Source organism: Sediminicola luteus (genome assembly GCF_002514735.1).
Taxonomy (GTDB): Bacteria; Bacteroidota; Bacteroidia; order Flavobacteriales; family Flavobacteriaceae; genus HQA918.
Map to the genome: position 1 here is coordinate 272,462 of NZ_NBWU01000005.1, position 15,436 is coordinate 287,897.

Genomic DNA, 15,436 nt, shown 5'->3' on the forward strand with positions numbered 1-15,436 from the left:
TGTGGTGTCGAATAATTTCAACATCTTTTTATGTTCGGTTGAAAAGTATGTACTTTGCCCCAGTTTTCAGATTTACCCGCCTATGGCCAAGGCTGTGGTTAAGATACGATACATTCGTTTATGACAGGAACCGTTTATAAAAGTACAGGAAGCTGGTACACCGTGAAAACCGATGGTGGCGACTTTGTAGACTGTCGTATAAAGGGAAAGTTCCGTACCAAGGGTATTAAAAGTACCAATCCGGTGGCTGTTGGTGATCGAGTTAAACTACGTTTGGAAACCACGGGTGATGAAGAAATCGGGGTAATCCACGAGATCTTGGACCGAACGAACTATATCGTACGAAAATCGGTCAACCTATCGAAACAGACCCATGTGATCGCGGCCAACCTCGATGTGGTGTTTTTATTGGTTACCCTTCGCGATCCTTTGACCCATACCGTTTTTATCGACCGTTTTTTGGCCACTTGTGAAGCTTATGATGTGAAAGCGGTGTTGTTGTTCAATAAATCGGATATGTACGACGAGGAAGAGTTACTCGATGTAAAGTTCTTGGCCAATATGTACCGCGAGATCGGCTACGACTGTCTGGGGGTCTCGGCCAAAACCGGAAAAAATGTAGACCGTTTGCAAGAAATGATGCAAGATAAGCTCTGTATGTTCGCCGGTCATTCGGGTGTGGGCAAATCGACCTTGGTCAATGCCATTGCCCCTGAACTGGATCTGCGTACTTCCGAAATTTCGCAACAACATGCCCAAGGACAACATACCACTACCTTTGCCGAAATGTTCGACCTCGATTTTGGGGCACGAATTATCGATACCCCGGGTATCAAGGGATTTGGGGTGGTGAATATGGAAAAAGAGGAAATCGGCGATTACTTTCCGGAGTTTTTCGAATTGAAGTCGGCATGTAAGTTCAATAATTGCCTGCATCTCGAAGAACCCAAATGTGCCGTAAAGGCAGCATTGGAAAACGATGAACTTTCTTGGAGTAGGTATCGTTCGTATGTACAAATGCTTACTGAAGATGCCGATACCTACCGAACCGATATTTATGGTCAAAATCAATAAGTAATGAGGGCATTGGTACAAAGGGTTTCCCATGCGAGTGTAACGGTAGAGCAGGAGCTGGTATCGAAAATCGGAACCGGATTTTTAGTGCTTTTGGGGATAGAAAATGCCGATGGTCAAGAAGATATCGATTGGTTGCTCAAAAAAATCGTAAACCTCAGGGTGTTCGATGATGGCAATGGGGTCATGAACCTTTCTTTACAAGATGTAAGTGGCGATTTGTTGGTGGTGAGCCAGTTTACCCTTCAGGCCTCCACTAAAAAAGGGAACCGCCCATCCTACATTAAAGCTGCGAAACCTGAAGTGGCGAACCCACTTTATAAACGTTTTCTAAACGATGCCGAACAACTGCTGGGCCGACCAGTAGGGAAAGGGGTTTTTGGTGCATATATGCAGGTGGAGCTCTGTAACGATGGCCCTGTGACCATCTGGTTGGATTCCAAGGATAAGCAATAGTGCATTTGGTCTAATTTATTTCCGGGATTTGGTTTTTTTATCGAAATTTGATAGAAACCTAATCCAACTAACTCCATGCGTTCCCCAACCATGTTATTGCTGCTTATATGCAGTATACTACCCTATTTTATTGTTGCCCAAGATCAAATAAACTTTCAGGCCTTACTCATTCCCGAAGATCTTAAGGAGAATGCCGATGCCATAGTGCGTCTCGATCAGATGGAAGTCGAAATACGATCACTTCAAGATTTGGTCTTACGCTCTAAACGTATTGTTACCGTGCTCAATAGAAATGGTAATCGATTTATTCAAGCGTATGGAGGGTATGATAATTCGAGAAAGTTAAAAAAGATTGAAGCCGTTATCTATGATGCTTTCGGGAAGGAAGTGAAGAAAGTAAAAATGCGTGACTTCAAAGATGTTAGTGCGGTCCAAGGCGGCACCTTGTATTCCGATTCTCGAGTAAAATTTTTAGACTATACACCAACGGCATACCCTTACACCGTGGTCATCGAAAAAGAGACCCAAACCAAGAACACGGTCTTTGTTCCCAATTGGTACTTTATGGATGGCTATGGGGTAAGTACCCAAAAAAGCAGCTATAAGATAAGCTGTTCCGACCCAAGTATGCAGCCGGTTATAAAAAAACTGAATTGGGTAGATCACGATATATCAGAAACGACTTTATCGAATGGCGTCTCTTTTGAAGCCAAGGACCTTAAAGCTTTTAGGCATGAGGAAATGAGCCCTGATTTTAGCAAATTAGTCCCTAAAATCTTGGTTCGCATACCAAAATTCAACTATGAAGGCTATACGGGCCAGGTAGATACTTGGTCGGATCTCGGTACTTGGATGCATTCCAATATATTAAATGGGCGAGATGAAATTCCGGAAGCCTTAAAGGATAAATTGCAACATTTGGTAAAAGATGCCGATTCCGATCTAGAAAAAGCGCGGATCGTATATGAATATATGCAAAACAATACCCGCTATATCAGTGTCCAAGTTGGTATTGGGGGAATTCAACCCATCGCCGCCGATGAGGTCGACCGGGTTAAATATGGCGATTGTAAGGGCCTTTCGAATTATACCCATGCCATGCTCGATGCCGTTGGGGTAACCAGTTACTATGTGCATGTAGAGGCCGGCAGGGATAAAGTGGACTTTGAATCCGATTTTCCCAGTTTGGAACAGGGAAACCATGCCATATTGGCCATACCTACAGATGAAGGTTACACTTGGATCGACTGCACCAGCCAAGTACATCCCTTTGGTTTTGTTGGCGATTTTACCGACGACAGAAAGGTGTTCGTAATTACCCCTGAAGGCGGTGAGATCGTAAAAACCCCTGCTTACCTTGAAAGTGATAATAAACAATTTACCGAGGCCAAAGTACAGTTTAAGGCCGATGGTAGCCTAAAAGCCCAGGGTACGATCGAAACCCAAGGAGTGCAATACGACAATAGGTTCCATTTAGAAGAAACCGATGCAGACGAGGTTTTGGAACATTATCAAGACTATTGGTCGTATATCAACAACTTAAAATTGGTGGCCAATTCCTTTGAGAATAATAAAAGTGGGGTGGCCTTTACCGAAAAAATCGATATAGAAGCGGCAGGTTTCGGTACCATTTCCGGTGACCGATTACTATTTCCGGTCAGTGTACTGAGTCGCAATACCCATGTACCCAAAAGATATAGAAATCGAAAATTGCCATTCGAGCTGCAACGCGGGTATCTAGATACCGATTCTTATACGATCTCCCTTCCCGAAGGCTATACCATTGAATCACTACCCGAAAACAAGACTTTGGAAAGCGAATTCGGCACCTACGAATTAACCCTTGAAAAACAAGATAATGGCCAAGTTAGGTTTCAAAGATCTATACTGATCAGGGCCGGTTCGTACCCCAAAGAAAAATATAAAGACTACCGAAGTTTCCGGCGCGCCGTGGCCAAGCTGGAGAAATCGAAACTGGTCTTGATCAAATCCTAAGTAATAATTTTCCAAAACCAACAACTATGCGTTTTTTGACCCTACTGCTTTTTTGCAGTCTAACAACCATGGGGCTTAGGGCCCAAGAAGTAAAATTCGGAAAGGTTTCCAAAGAAGAACTGGAACAAAAGTTTTACCCCCAAGATTCAACCGCAGATGCCGCGGTACTTTATCGTAGGGTGCGGGTGTCCTATAAAACATCCCCTGGAGGTGGTTTTATACAAGAGACTTTTATTCATGAAAAAATCAAATTATATAACAAAGACGGCTTTGATTTTGCCACGATAACCGAAGGGCTTTTCGAAATATCGGGCGAGGAAGAAACCGCCTATGGTTTTAAGGCGTATACCTATAATTTGGTAGATGGTAAGGTAGAGAAGACCAAGCTAAAGAATAGTGAGTTAATCAGTGAAAAGAAAAACAAGAATTGGCAGGTAAAGAAGTTTACCATGCCCAATTTGCAGGAGGGAAGCATTATTGAGTATCAATATACTATTGGTTCGCCGTTTACTTGGCTTATTGACGAAATAGATTTACAATACAATATACCAATACAAAAGGAAGAGGTCCAATTGGCCATACCTGAATATTATGTCTTTAAACCTCTTATGAAAGGGTACTTACCTATTAACCCGAAAGCTTCGCGAGATTCTAAACAGATGCAGCTGAGTTATAGAAGAAATGCTGATGCCGGTGGGGTTAAAACCGAACGGGTGGTTACCAATATTACCGTGAATATGAACGTGGTCGATATAAAGATGCAGGATGTTCCGGCCCTTAAGGAAGAACCTTTTGTGAACAGTATGGATAACTATCGTTCTGCGATCAACTACGAGTTGCAATACACAAAATTTCCTAATAGTGCCATTGAAAACTATACCACGACCTGGAAAGATATTGTAAAGGATATATATGACGCCTCTTCTTTCGGGGATCAATTGGATCGAAAACGATACTTTAAAGACGATTTGGCCACCATTTTGGGCGGATTGAATACGGAAACCGAAAAAACCTTGGCCGTTTTTAATCATGTTCAAAAGAATATGACCTGGAATGGGACCTACGGCTATTATACCGATGAAGGGGTCAAAAAGGCTTATGAGACTAAATCTGGAAATGTGGCCGATATTAACCTTACCATGGTGGCTATGCTACGGGCGGCAGGCTTAAACTCTGATCCCGTATTGGTCAGTACCCGAAACAATGGAATTCCCCTGTTTCCTACAAAAGAAGGATTCGATTATGTGGTGGCCACCGTAGAGGCAGATGGTAAACAATTGTTGTTGGATGCCACCAGCAAGTATACCAAACCGAATATGCTTCCGGTACGAACCATTAACTGGGCCGGTAGAATCGTAAAGGAAGGGGGTGTTTCCGAGCCAATTTCCATGATTCCGTCTTATGTGTCAAGAGAGATAATTATGATGAATGGTACTTTGGATGGAGAGGGTGTCATCGAAGGTAAAATACGTCGTATTTGTAAAGATTATGTAGGTTACGGCTTTAGGGTGAACAATAACGAGCTTGATGAGGAAACCTATTTAGGGAATTTGGAAGAGAAGTATAAAGGCGTGGAAATTGAAAACTATGAGGTGCGTGACAAAACCGATAAGAATAAACCGGTTACTGAGGTTTTCGAAGTTTTGGCCGAAGAATCGGTAGAACTTATTGGGGACAAAATGTATTTTTCGCCCTTACTTTGGTTTGCCAATGAGGAAAATGTATTTAAACGCGATCAAAGGGAATATCCTATTGATTTTGGATACCCATGGCAAGATAAACACGTAATGTCAATAACGATTCCGGAAGGTTATCAAATAGAAAGCATCCCTGAAGCGATAAATATTTCTTTACCTGAGAATATGGGTAAGTTTACGATGCGGGTGGTTCCTAAAGGTAATAAGTCTATTCAGGTGCTTTCGGAGCTCGGATTCAACGAGGCGGTAATTCCGGCGATGGAGTACCCGCATATCAAAGAATTCTATAAAAAAGTAGTCGAAAAACAGACCGAAAAGGTAGTTTTGTCCAAAATCTAGCGATATGGATATCAAAAACGCCCAAGTAGCGGTAGATAATTGGATCAAAGCACATGGGGTGCGTTATTTTAACGAACTTACCAATATGGCACAGCTTACCGAAGAGGTGGGCGAAGTGGCCCGGATCATTGCCCGTAGGTATGGCGAACAAAGTGAAAAAGAGTCTGACAAAGGCAAAGATCTAGGCGAAGAACTGGCCGATGTACTTTTCGTGGTACTTTGCCTAGCCAACCAAACTGGGGTAGATCTACAGGCCTCCTTTGATAAAAAGATGGATTTTAAAGCCAAAAGGGACCATGATAGGCATCACAATAATGAAAAATTGAAATAATGCCCTAAACTCTGAATTTCCTTAACAAAAATAAGGACAATTGTGCCGGTTTATAGGCATTTTAAGACCCAAGGATGTTAGTTTGTACAACTTCAATATCTTTGGGTCTTTATTTTGTGAACCCTTCAAAAGCCCATTTTTTGAAAGCTACCCTTACCCCATCGGAAAATCTGCGTTTTAATAGCGATATCGTAATTACTGGATCTAAAAGCGAGACCAACCGATTGTTGTTGTTACAAGCCTTGTTTCCCAATGTTGCCCTGAACAATGTATCCAATTCAGACGATGCCCAGGTTATGCAGGCCGGATTGGGTAAAACGGAAGGTGAAGTGGATATACACCATGCCGGAACGGCCATGCGCTTTCTCACGGCCTTTTTTGCTACCCAAGCGGGTAGGGAAGTGCTGTTAACAGGTTCACCCCGTATGAAGGAACGCCCCATAAAAGTATTGGTAGAGGCGCTTCAAGATCTAGGTGCCGATATCTCATATGCGGCTAATGAAGGCTATCCGCCCCTGAAGATCAAAGGGAACAAGATGACTAAAGAGTGGGTAAGTTTACCGGCCAACATCAGTAGCCAATATATTTCGGCCCTATTGCTGAACGCCCCTCATTTCGAAAATGGACTGACCTTGGAATTAATAGGGGAAATCACCTCAGTGCCTTATATAAAAATGACCTTGCGTCTGTTGGATAAAATAGGGGTAAAAACACATTTCGAGGGCAATACCATTCAGGTATGGCCCAAACAAGGGGTAAATACCACGAACATGACGGTAGAGTCCGATTGGAGTTCGGCTTCTTATTTTTATAGCATTATGGCCCTGGCTGAAGCAGGAAGCCGTATTTCCCTAACGGCGTATACCCAAGATAGTCTACAGGGCGATAGTGTACTACAGGAGATTTACCGGTTTTTCGGAGTAGAAACTACCTTTGCCGACGATACCTTAACACTGACAAAAAAGGAAAGGCCGGAGGCCAACACCCATCTCGAACTCGACTTGGTCAATGCCCCGGATATAGCCCAAACCATAGCGGTGAGTTGTTTTGCCTTAGGGATTAGTTGTGATTTGGTGGGCCTACATACCCTAAAAATCAAAGAAACCGATCGCCTGGAGGCCTTACAAACCGAATTAAGTAAGTTAGGTGCCCAAATCGAAGTCACCGATAAGAGCCTGCACTTAAAACCATCGACAAAAATCAATGAAGGGGTTAGTATCGCTACCTACCACGACCACCGTATGGCCATGGCCTTTGCGCCTTTGGCGTTTAAAGTGCCCTTGTACGTAGAAGATGCCATGGTGGTTTCTAAATCCTATCCCGATTTTTGGACCGATATGGAAAAATTAGGGCTAGGGGTGGTAATGGTGTAGTTGTGTCAAATGTAATTGCGACCACTCTATCTATGAAGAATGAGTGGCTCTCCCTAGATTTTTTATGCCCACTAAGATATATTTCATTCTTCGAAAACAACCTTATTGGTTAGTTAATTTATTCCGTGATTGTAGGGCAACTTAAATCGATTTATTTCTGCTATTTAGCTTTCTTTAATGAAAGATAAATACTACAAAATAGTTTTGTCTTATCTTGATGTCACAAATTGTGATATCAAGATTTATTAAAGCGTATTTAATGTGTTATGGCAGAAAAACAGATAATACCTGACGAAGTAGTTGCCAATAAAATCTATTACATACGCGATTGTAAGGTAATGCTAGATAGCCATCTGGCAGAATTGTATGGCGTTGAAACCAGGGTGCTGAACCAACAAGTTAAACGGAATATGGATAGGTTCCCTGAAGATTTTATGTTTCAATTAACCGAATTTGAGTGGGAAACCTTGAAAGCTCACAAAACAGCATCTAGTTGGGGTGGTAGAAGAAAACTTCCTAACGTATTTACGGAGCATGGGGTACTCATGTTATCCAGTGTTCTGAAAAGTAAAAGGGCAATTGCGGTTAACATTCAAATTATGCGGGTATTTACAAGGCTTCGTGAAATGTTGACCGATAATCTAAGTATCAAACTGGAAATAGAGTCCATCAAAAAGAAGCTGGCTAATCAAAGTAGTAATATTGAGTTGGTTTTTAATTATTTAGATGAACTAAACACTAAACTTGAAAAGCCTTCAAAACCAAGAAATAAGATTGGTTACAAAAAATGAGTCCTTTCAGGGCCAATTCCCTTTAAATAATAGGCGAAACTACTATTTAAAAAATCGATAAGTACTTTCACAATGGCTAGATAATTTAAATTTCTTCCCTTTTACTTGACAACCCCTATATCGGAAATGTATATTTGCAGCTGCCGAAATCCGAAGGTTTTATTATGAACCTCATAATAACTCGGATTATAGCGATAAAACATAGGTCTTGAACCCTTTGGTGTAGACCGTAAAACCTAAAAGGAAAACATGAAGCTCTCCAATTTTAATTTTGAATTGCCCGAGAACCTATTGGCCGAGTACCCTGCCGAGAACCGCGACGAGTCTAAGCTAATGGTAATACATCGCGAAACCGGTAAGATCGAACATAAATTGTTCAAGGATCTTATCGATTATTTTGATGAGGGCGATGTTATGGTCTTGAACAATACCAAGGTGTTTCCGGCCCGTTTATACGGTAACAAAGAAAAAACCGGAGCCAAGATTGAGGTATTCTTACTTCGTGAGCTTAACCAAGAACAACGCCTTTGGGACGTTTTGGTAGATCCAGCCCGTAAAATCAGAATCGGTAACAAATTATACTTTGGGGAAGACGAAAGTTTAGTAGCCGAGGTTATCGACAATACTACTTCAAGAGGGCGTACCTTACGCTTCTTATACGATGGGTCGTATACCGATTTTAGAAGAAAACTACGTGAACTGGGGCAAACCCCGCTTCCAAAATATATCAAAAGGGATGTAGAGCCCGAAGACGAAGAGCGTTACCAAACCATTTATGCCAAGCATGAAGGTGCCGTAGCGGCCCCAACTGCCGGTCTACACTTTTCCAAGCATTTGTTAAAGCGTTTAGAGATCAAAGGCATCGACTTTGCCGAACTTACCCTACATGTTGGTTTGGGTACTTTTAACCCAGTTGAGGTAGAAGATCTGAGCAAGCATAAAATGGATAGCGAAGAATTGGTGATCGACGAAAGGGCCACCGATGTGGTGAACAATGCCAAAAAAGAGAAAAGAAGGGTGTGTGCCGTTGGCACCACGGTTATGCGCGGACTGGAGAGCGCCGTTTCATCTGAGCGTACCTTGAATACCCACGAAGGTTGGACGAATAAATTTATTTTCCCGCCTTACGATTTTAGTATCGCGAACTGTATGGTTACCAACTTCCACTTACCAAAATCGACTTTATTGATGATGATTTCTGCCTTTATGGGCCACGATCTTATGAAACGTGCCTATAAAGAAGCGGTATTGGAGCAATATAAATTCTATTCGTATGGCGATGCCATGTTGATTATCTAATCGCTCAAGAGAAACAACGAACCCCTTCAAAATCCTATCTTTGAAGGGGTTTTGTATTTATTATGGGAGGGAAGCAAGATATACGGGCATTGACCAAAGCCGATTTACGTGACTTTTTCGTAGTTCGGGGCGATAAGGCATTCCGGGGCAACCAAGTGTATGAGTGGCTCTGGAAAAAAGGGGCACGCTCTTTTGCCGATATGACCAATCTTTCTAAAACCACCCGTGAACAGCTCGATACGCATTTTACCATCAATCATATAGAGGTAGACCAAATGCAGCGCAGTACCGACGGTACTATAAAAAATGCAGTTCGTCTGCATGACGGTTTAATCGTAGAATCGGTCATGATTCCTACAGAAAACCGTACCACGGCCTGTGTTTCTAGCCAGGTAGGTTGTAGTCTCGACTGTAAATTCTGTGCTACGGCGCGCTTAAAACGTATGCGTAACCTAAATCCGGATGAGATTTTCGATCAGGTGGTTACTATAGACCAGCAAAGCAGGTTATATAATGATCGGCCTTTGTCTAATATCGTTTTTATGGGTATGGGCGAACCCTTGATGAACTATAACAATGTACTCAAGGCCATAGAGAAAATTACGTCTCAAGACGCTGGTTTGGGTATGTCGCCCCGCCGAATTACGGTATCAACCTCGGGTGTTCCGAAGATAATAAAACGTATGGCCGACGAGGCCGTTAAATTCAAATTGGCGGTTTCACTGCATTCGGCGCGCGATGAGGTACGTACGCGTATTATGCCTTTCAATGCCAAAATGGACCTGACCCAATTACGCGAGGCCTTGCAGTATTGGTATGCCAAGACCAAAAGCCGTATTACCTACGAATATGTGGTTTGGAAAGGGGTAAACGATACCCAGGCCGATATCAATGCTTTGATCAAATTTTGCCGCTTTGCGCCGGCCAAAGTCAATATTATCCAATACAATCCCATTGACGACGGGGAGTTCCAGCAAGCCCCGGTACAGGTTTTGGAACAATATACGCAAGCCCTGGAAAAAGCGGGGATTACCGTAACCATCCGTCGTTCCCGTGGACAAGATATAGATGCCGCCTGCGGCCAGTTGGCCAATAAGACATAGAGGTGTCCATAGTCTAATGTCTAATGTCGAAAGTTGAAATTAAACTGGGCTTTGGATAGCGGGTTTTGGTTTACCTCAAAAAAATCGATTCCACGATTCCACAAACTAGTTATGAGTTATGGGTTAAGAGTTAAGCATATGTACGCCCCTCCAACCACGTACCTCGAACATCCTGTCCCATTTTCAAATCGACACATTTTCAAATTGGTACTTTATCACATGCTGACACGAATTTCACCAATTTCACGAATGCTTGCGTTGATTTTAAACGGTACTATTTCACAGCGTTCCACAGAGAAGAGCCTAGTTTCACAGAGAATTCTTTCTTAAATTAAACAATAAACCATCCAGCAATAAACCATAAATACTTTTACAACCAAATGAGTTAAGAGAAATGGGACCGCAAATTTCCCACCTCATTTTCAAATTTTCAAATTGGTACATTTTCAAATTACTCCATTGCTCCATTGTCACATCAGTACATTGTTAAATTGGTACATCGTTACATCGGCACATTGATACATCGGTACATTGATCCATTGGTACCACCACATTTTTACCTACTTTTACGGCTCCTAAGACTAATGGCTATCCTTACGTGAAGATCGTTGATCAGATAAAAGCGCCCATAGAAGGGGAAATGGAGGTTTTTGAACAGAAGTTCTTCGAATCCATGTCCTCCAAGGTGGCCCTTTTTAACCGCATTACCTTTTATATCGTTAACCGAAAAGGGAAGCAAATGCGCCCTATGTTCGTGTTCCTAACCGCCAAAATGCTCAATAATGGCGAGGTGGGCGAGCGTACCTATAGGGGTGCCTCAATCATCGAACTGATCCATACGGCCTCTTTGGTGCATGACGATGTAGTGGACGATAGCCATAAACGCCGGGGCTTCTTTTCGATAAACGCCCTCTGGAAAAACAAGATCGCTGTTTTGGTAGGCGATTATTTCTTTGCCAAAGGTTTGTTGCTGTCCTTGGATAATGACGATTACGATCTGCTGAAAATTATCTCTACGGCCGTAAAGGAAATGTCGGAGGGCGAACTATTACAGATTGAAAAAGCCCGTCGCTTAGATATTACCGAAGCGGTCTATTACGAGATCATTCGTCAAAAAACAGCCACCCTTATCGCGGCCTGTTGCAGTATGGGTGCCGCCTCGGTAAAACCCGATTCCGATGCCGTGGAAAAATTCCGTCGCTTTGGGGAGTTGATCGGTATGGCCTTTCAGATCAAAGACGACTTGTTCGATTATGGCGAGGCCACTATTGGTAAACCTATCGGTATCGATATAAAGGAGCAAAAAATGACATTGCCCTTAATTTATGTGTTGAACAACTGTTCTGAAAAAGACCGAAAATGGTTGATCAATTCGGTAAAAAACCACAACAAAAATAAAAAACGGGTAAAAGAGGTAATCCAATTCGTGAAGGACAACGGTGGTTTAGAATATGCCGAGGGCAAAATGTTGGCCTTTAAAGAAGAGGCACTGGAACTGCTAAGCGATTACCCCGATTCTCCGTATAAAGCTTCCTTGATACTTATGGTAGACTATGTGGTCGATCGTAAAAAGTAACTAGTTTCCTGCCAAGGGCGTTAACTCGATTTTACTGAATTCTACCTCGGCCCCTTCGGCCTGTATGGCTATATTTCCCTTTTGGGCCGTAGCCTTAAAACCATGGTTTACCAAATCACCATTTACCCAAACGGTAATCTCGTCGCCTTTACAGATAATGGTCATCTCGTTCCATTGCCCCAAAGGTTTTTCAGAGCCATCGGTTAGGTTTTTGATACGCCGGTTCTTCCCTTCGGTAATACCCCACTTTTCCTTGGGACCGCGCCGGGCTTCCATATCATCTGTGGTAATATCTTCTACGATACACCAAAAATCGCCCGCATTTTTATGTTTCATTTGCACTTCTATAGATTTCGGGAACATACCGTATAAAGCCCTCGGGGTAGAGGCGTGTACCAAAACACCGCAATTTCCGGGTTTGTCTACAAAACGATACCGTACTTCTAAGCGGTAATTTTCAAATTCAGCATCGGTAATCAAATGCCCTCTAGGTTCGCCCATACTCACCAAATTCCCGTTCCTGACCACAAAAGAAGGAGGTAGGTCGGCCTTTTTATCCTGATTGGGAATATCGGTGTGCCAGCCGGACAAGTCTTTTCCGTTGAATAAGTTTACTGACTTTTGTGCCATGCCGTTCAAGGCCATAAACACTAGTAGAAGAAAGGTTATTTTTGTTTTCATGGGTGCTGGAATTACTTCTGAAAAAGAGTCCGAATTCGATTTTTTCTAAAAATCCGCATTTTTTTTCAACCTTAGGCAACCTTTTTGATAAATGATTGCTCTATACCTATAGAACACCGTGAGACTCGTGAAACTGATTTCTTTTTACAAGGATGAAAAACATCTGATAACCAAAGCGGCCCAAGGGAGCCGTGAGGCGCAGCATAGGTTGTACCAGCAATATGCCCCTAAAATGTTGGGGGTTTGCCGGCGCTATATCCAAGACCTACAGTTTGCCGAAGATGTTATGGTGCAAGGGTTTTTAAAGGTGTTTACGCACTTGGGTAGTTTTAAGCACCAAGGCAGTTTTGAAGGGTGGATAAGAAAGATCATGGTACGCGAGTGTATCGCCTATCATAACAAAAAGAAGAAAATGATCTTTTCGCCTGATGCCGACACGCTGGAACAAACGACCCCTGTACATATGGAGACCGATTTAGATGTGGCCCATATACAACGCATGATAGATGCCTTGCCAGAAGGCTATAGGACCGTTTTTGTGTTGTATGCCGTAGAAGGATACAAACATATTGAGATTGCCGAGTTGCTCGGTATTTCGGAGAGCACCTCCAAAAGCCAGCTTTTTAAGGCACGTAGGCTTTTGCAAGATTGGATGAAGGATTTTCAAGGACAAAGGGCCCAACGGGTCAATGCCTCGGGAAGGAAATGAAGGAATTAGTACGGAAATAAATTATGGCACCGATAGATTTTGAAGATAATATACGCAAGCGCCTAGAGGATCGCGAGATAAAACCCAGCAATGAAGCTTGGGATAAAATTGCGTCCGAATTAAATACGGATAGGGACCAAACATCAAACAACCGTTGGCTGTTTTATTTGGCAGCCGCTATGTTGGCCGGGGTATTGGTTTGGTACGGTAGTCGTGGTTCGGAAGAAATGCCCAAGGGCACCGAGCAAATCGTAAACCAAGCTGTAAAGGATATTAACTCAAAAAATGAAATTAAATCAGAACCGCTAAATGAGGAACAGGTGAAGACTGAAGAAGCTTTGGTGGGATCTTCCCCAGAAGCTGCGGTAAAAAAAGAATTGAAATTGGCCGTTGATCAGCAGGCACCCGAGACGAAAAAACTTCCGACGACTGAGACCCAGCCCCAATTGGCCGATAATGGGCCAGAAAATGAAAAGTTGCCAGAGGCATTGCGACCCCAAGTGGATCAAAAAGTGCAAGAAGTACTTTTGGCGGTACAAGATTGGGAAGTACAGCATAAAACCGAAGTGACCGATACCGAACTCGATTCCCTCTTAAAAAAGGCCCGAAACGAAATCTTGGCCGATCGTATTCTCGATGCTTCCAATAAAGTAGATGCCATGGCACTGCTTCAGGAAGCCGAATACGAAATGGATCGTTCGTTCCGCGATAAAGTTTTTGAAGCATTAAAAGACGGCTATACCAAGGTAAAGACCGCCGTAGCCGACCGAGATTAAATAATCAGCCATATTCATCAATCATTAAGGCCAAACCTCCCCAAAACGGGGAGGGATAGGCTTATTAAAATCAAAAATCAATGACAATCAAAAAAGTATTTACCGTAACCCTACTCTTTTTGGTCTTCGGGGGTGTTTTTGCCCAAACGACCGTCAACAAAGAGGTGTACGAGCAAAAGAAGGAAGCTATCATCCAAGAGGAAAAGGAAGCCTTAAAAAAAATGCTCGAAGACATCAATGCCCGTTTCGACCGTGGCGAGATCACTCAAGAAGAGGTAACCCAACTCAAAGAGGAGGCCGCAAAAAAACATGCCCTCAACATTGAAGATCGCATATTGATCCTTGATAGTCAAATCGCCATCCATACCCGAAATGAAGAAGAAAAAGAGGAAAAAGAAGATTTTAACGAATGGGTGTACGAAGAAGACGACAACCTCTATATCCGTATTTCCAATATAGGTTGCTGCGATAAGGTGGTCTATGACCGTCGTACCTATCTAGATGTGGTTATGGCCGCTGGTTTTAACAATACTATCATCGATGGGGAGTCTTTTAACGATACCCCATACAAGATCGGGGGTAGCCGCTTCTTCGATATTGGTCTGGCCTGGCGTACCCGGGTTTTTAAACACTCCAACTGGTTACGGCTTAACTATGGTTTCTCCTTTCAATTCAACGGATTGAAACCCGACGATAACAAATATTTTGTGGATAACGATGGACAGATCGAATTGGAAGAATTCGAATACGATCTCGATAAGGCCAAACTGCGTATGGACAACCTTGTATTCCCGGTGTATTTCGAAATTGGTCCGTCTAAATATCGGGAATACGACAATCGAATTCGCTACAGCACCTATCGCAGGTTTAGGTTGGGCCTTGGTGGTTATGCCGGGTTTAACCTAAGTACCATGCAAAAGTTGAAGTACAACAAAGATGGCGATAACGTAAAAGACAAACGGGAGAACAGTTATCAGGTAAACAGTTTTGTGTATGGCCTGTCAGGCTATATGGGCTGGGGCGATGTACAGTTATATGTAAAGTACGACCTTAACCCGCTTTTCAAAAATCAAACGGTGGAACAACGTAATATTGGCGTTGGTTTAAGGTGGAGCCTTTAATGTAAAGAGAAACATCGTCTAATGATATTTTTACTCAGAGGCGTTAAACAATTGTAAACTTCTATAGGCAGGGGTTAAATATACATTATCAAGACTTTAGTGGTATGGATTTTGG

At 42.7% G+C, this 15,436-nt stretch carries 14 protein-coding genes; 13 read left to right on the forward strand and 1 reads right to left on the reverse strand.

Translation table 11 applies throughout. The annotated features are described in order from the left end of the window. The first annotated feature begins 120 nt into the window (after positions 1-120). The 10 genes from rsgA (at position 121) to B7P33_RS16460 (ending at position 12,034) form a co-directional block, all read left to right on the forward strand. The gene (gene rsgA, locus B7P33_RS16415) at positions 121-1,074 is read left to right on the forward strand and encodes a ribosome small subunit-dependent GTPase A (RefSeq protein WP_097443310.1); all 954 of its coding nucleotides are present in this window, start codon (positions 121-123) and stop codon (positions 1,072-1,074) included. A gap of 3 nt (positions 1,075-1,077) precedes the next feature. Continuing rightward, complete coding sequence (dtd, locus tag B7P33_RS16420) at positions 1,078-1,530, forward strand: D-aminoacyl-tRNA deacylase (RefSeq protein WP_097443311.1); 453 nt, start codon at positions 1,078-1,080, stop codon at positions 1,528-1,530. Between the two features lie 75 nt (positions 1,531-1,605). Beyond that, positions 1,606-3,525 (forward strand): DUF3857 domain-containing protein, encoded by a 1,920-nt coding sequence (locus B7P33_RS16425; RefSeq protein ID WP_097443312.1) that lies wholly within the window; start codon positions 1,606-1,608, stop codon positions 3,523-3,525. 26 nt (positions 3,526-3,551) lie between these two features. Continuing rightward, positions 3,552-5,561 (forward strand): DUF3857 domain-containing protein, encoded by a 2,010-nt coding sequence (locus B7P33_RS16430; RefSeq protein ID WP_097443313.1) that lies wholly within the window; start codon positions 3,552-3,554, stop codon positions 5,559-5,561. A gap of 4 nt (positions 5,562-5,565) precedes the next feature. Next, on the forward strand, positions 5,566-5,892 hold the full coding sequence (locus B7P33_RS16435) for a nucleotide pyrophosphohydrolase (RefSeq protein ID WP_097443314.1): 327 nt from the start codon (positions 5,566-5,568) through the stop codon (positions 5,890-5,892). Positions 5,893-6,032: 140 nt separating this feature from the next. Next, complete coding sequence (locus B7P33_RS16440; protein ID WP_245871817.1) at positions 6,033-7,265, forward strand: 3-phosphoshikimate 1-carboxyvinyltransferase; 1,233 nt, start codon at positions 6,033-6,035, stop codon at positions 7,263-7,265. A gap of 266 nt (positions 7,266-7,531) precedes the next feature. Continuing rightward, entirely contained in the window at positions 7,532-8,056 is a 525-nt protein-coding gene (locus tag B7P33_RS16445; RefSeq protein WP_097443316.1) for an ORF6N domain-containing protein, read from the forward strand. Between the two features lie 249 nt (positions 8,057-8,305). Further along, complete coding sequence (gene queA, locus B7P33_RS16450; RefSeq protein ID WP_097443317.1) at positions 8,306-9,355, forward strand: tRNA preQ1(34) S-adenosylmethionine ribosyltransferase-isomerase QueA; 1,050 nt, start codon at positions 8,306-8,308, stop codon at positions 9,353-9,355. A 62-nt stretch (positions 9,356-9,417) separates the two neighbouring features. Next, positions 9,418-10,458, forward strand: a complete 1,041-nt coding sequence (gene rlmN / locus B7P33_RS16455) for a dual-specificity RNA methyltransferase RlmN (RefSeq protein WP_172435978.1) — start codon at positions 9,418-9,420, stop codon at positions 10,456-10,458. A gap of 598 nt (positions 10,459-11,056) precedes the next feature. Next, positions 11,057-12,034 (forward strand): polyprenyl synthetase family protein, encoded by a 978-nt coding sequence (locus B7P33_RS16460; RefSeq protein WP_097443319.1) that lies wholly within the window; start codon positions 11,057-11,059, stop codon positions 12,032-12,034. Here the strand turns inward: B7P33_RS16460 and B7P33_RS16465 are convergent, their stop codons facing one another. Then, entirely contained in the window at positions 12,035-12,715 is a 681-nt protein-coding gene (locus B7P33_RS16465) for a 3-keto-disaccharide hydrolase (RefSeq protein ID WP_097443320.1), read from the reverse strand. Positions 12,716-12,842: 127 nt separating this feature from the next. Here B7P33_RS16465 and B7P33_RS16470 point away from each other — a divergent pair, with 127 nt between their 5' ends. From B7P33_RS16470 to B7P33_RS16480, 3 genes are all read left to right on the forward strand, one after another. After that, the gene (locus tag B7P33_RS16470; protein ID WP_097443555.1) at positions 12,843-13,424 is read left to right on the forward strand and encodes an RNA polymerase sigma factor; all 582 of its coding nucleotides are present in this window, start codon (positions 12,843-12,845) and stop codon (positions 13,422-13,424) included. A gap of 23 nt (positions 13,425-13,447) precedes the next feature. Then, positions 13,448-14,200, forward strand: a complete 753-nt coding sequence (locus tag B7P33_RS16475) for a hypothetical protein (protein ID WP_097443321.1) — start codon at positions 13,448-13,450, stop codon at positions 14,198-14,200. An 80-nt stretch (positions 14,201-14,280) separates the two neighbouring features. Beyond that, a complete protein-coding gene (locus B7P33_RS16480) occupies positions 14,281-15,321 on the forward strand; it encodes a porin family protein (RefSeq protein ID WP_097443322.1) in 1,041 nt (346 codons plus the stop codon). Positions 15,322-15,436 lie beyond the last annotated feature (115 nt).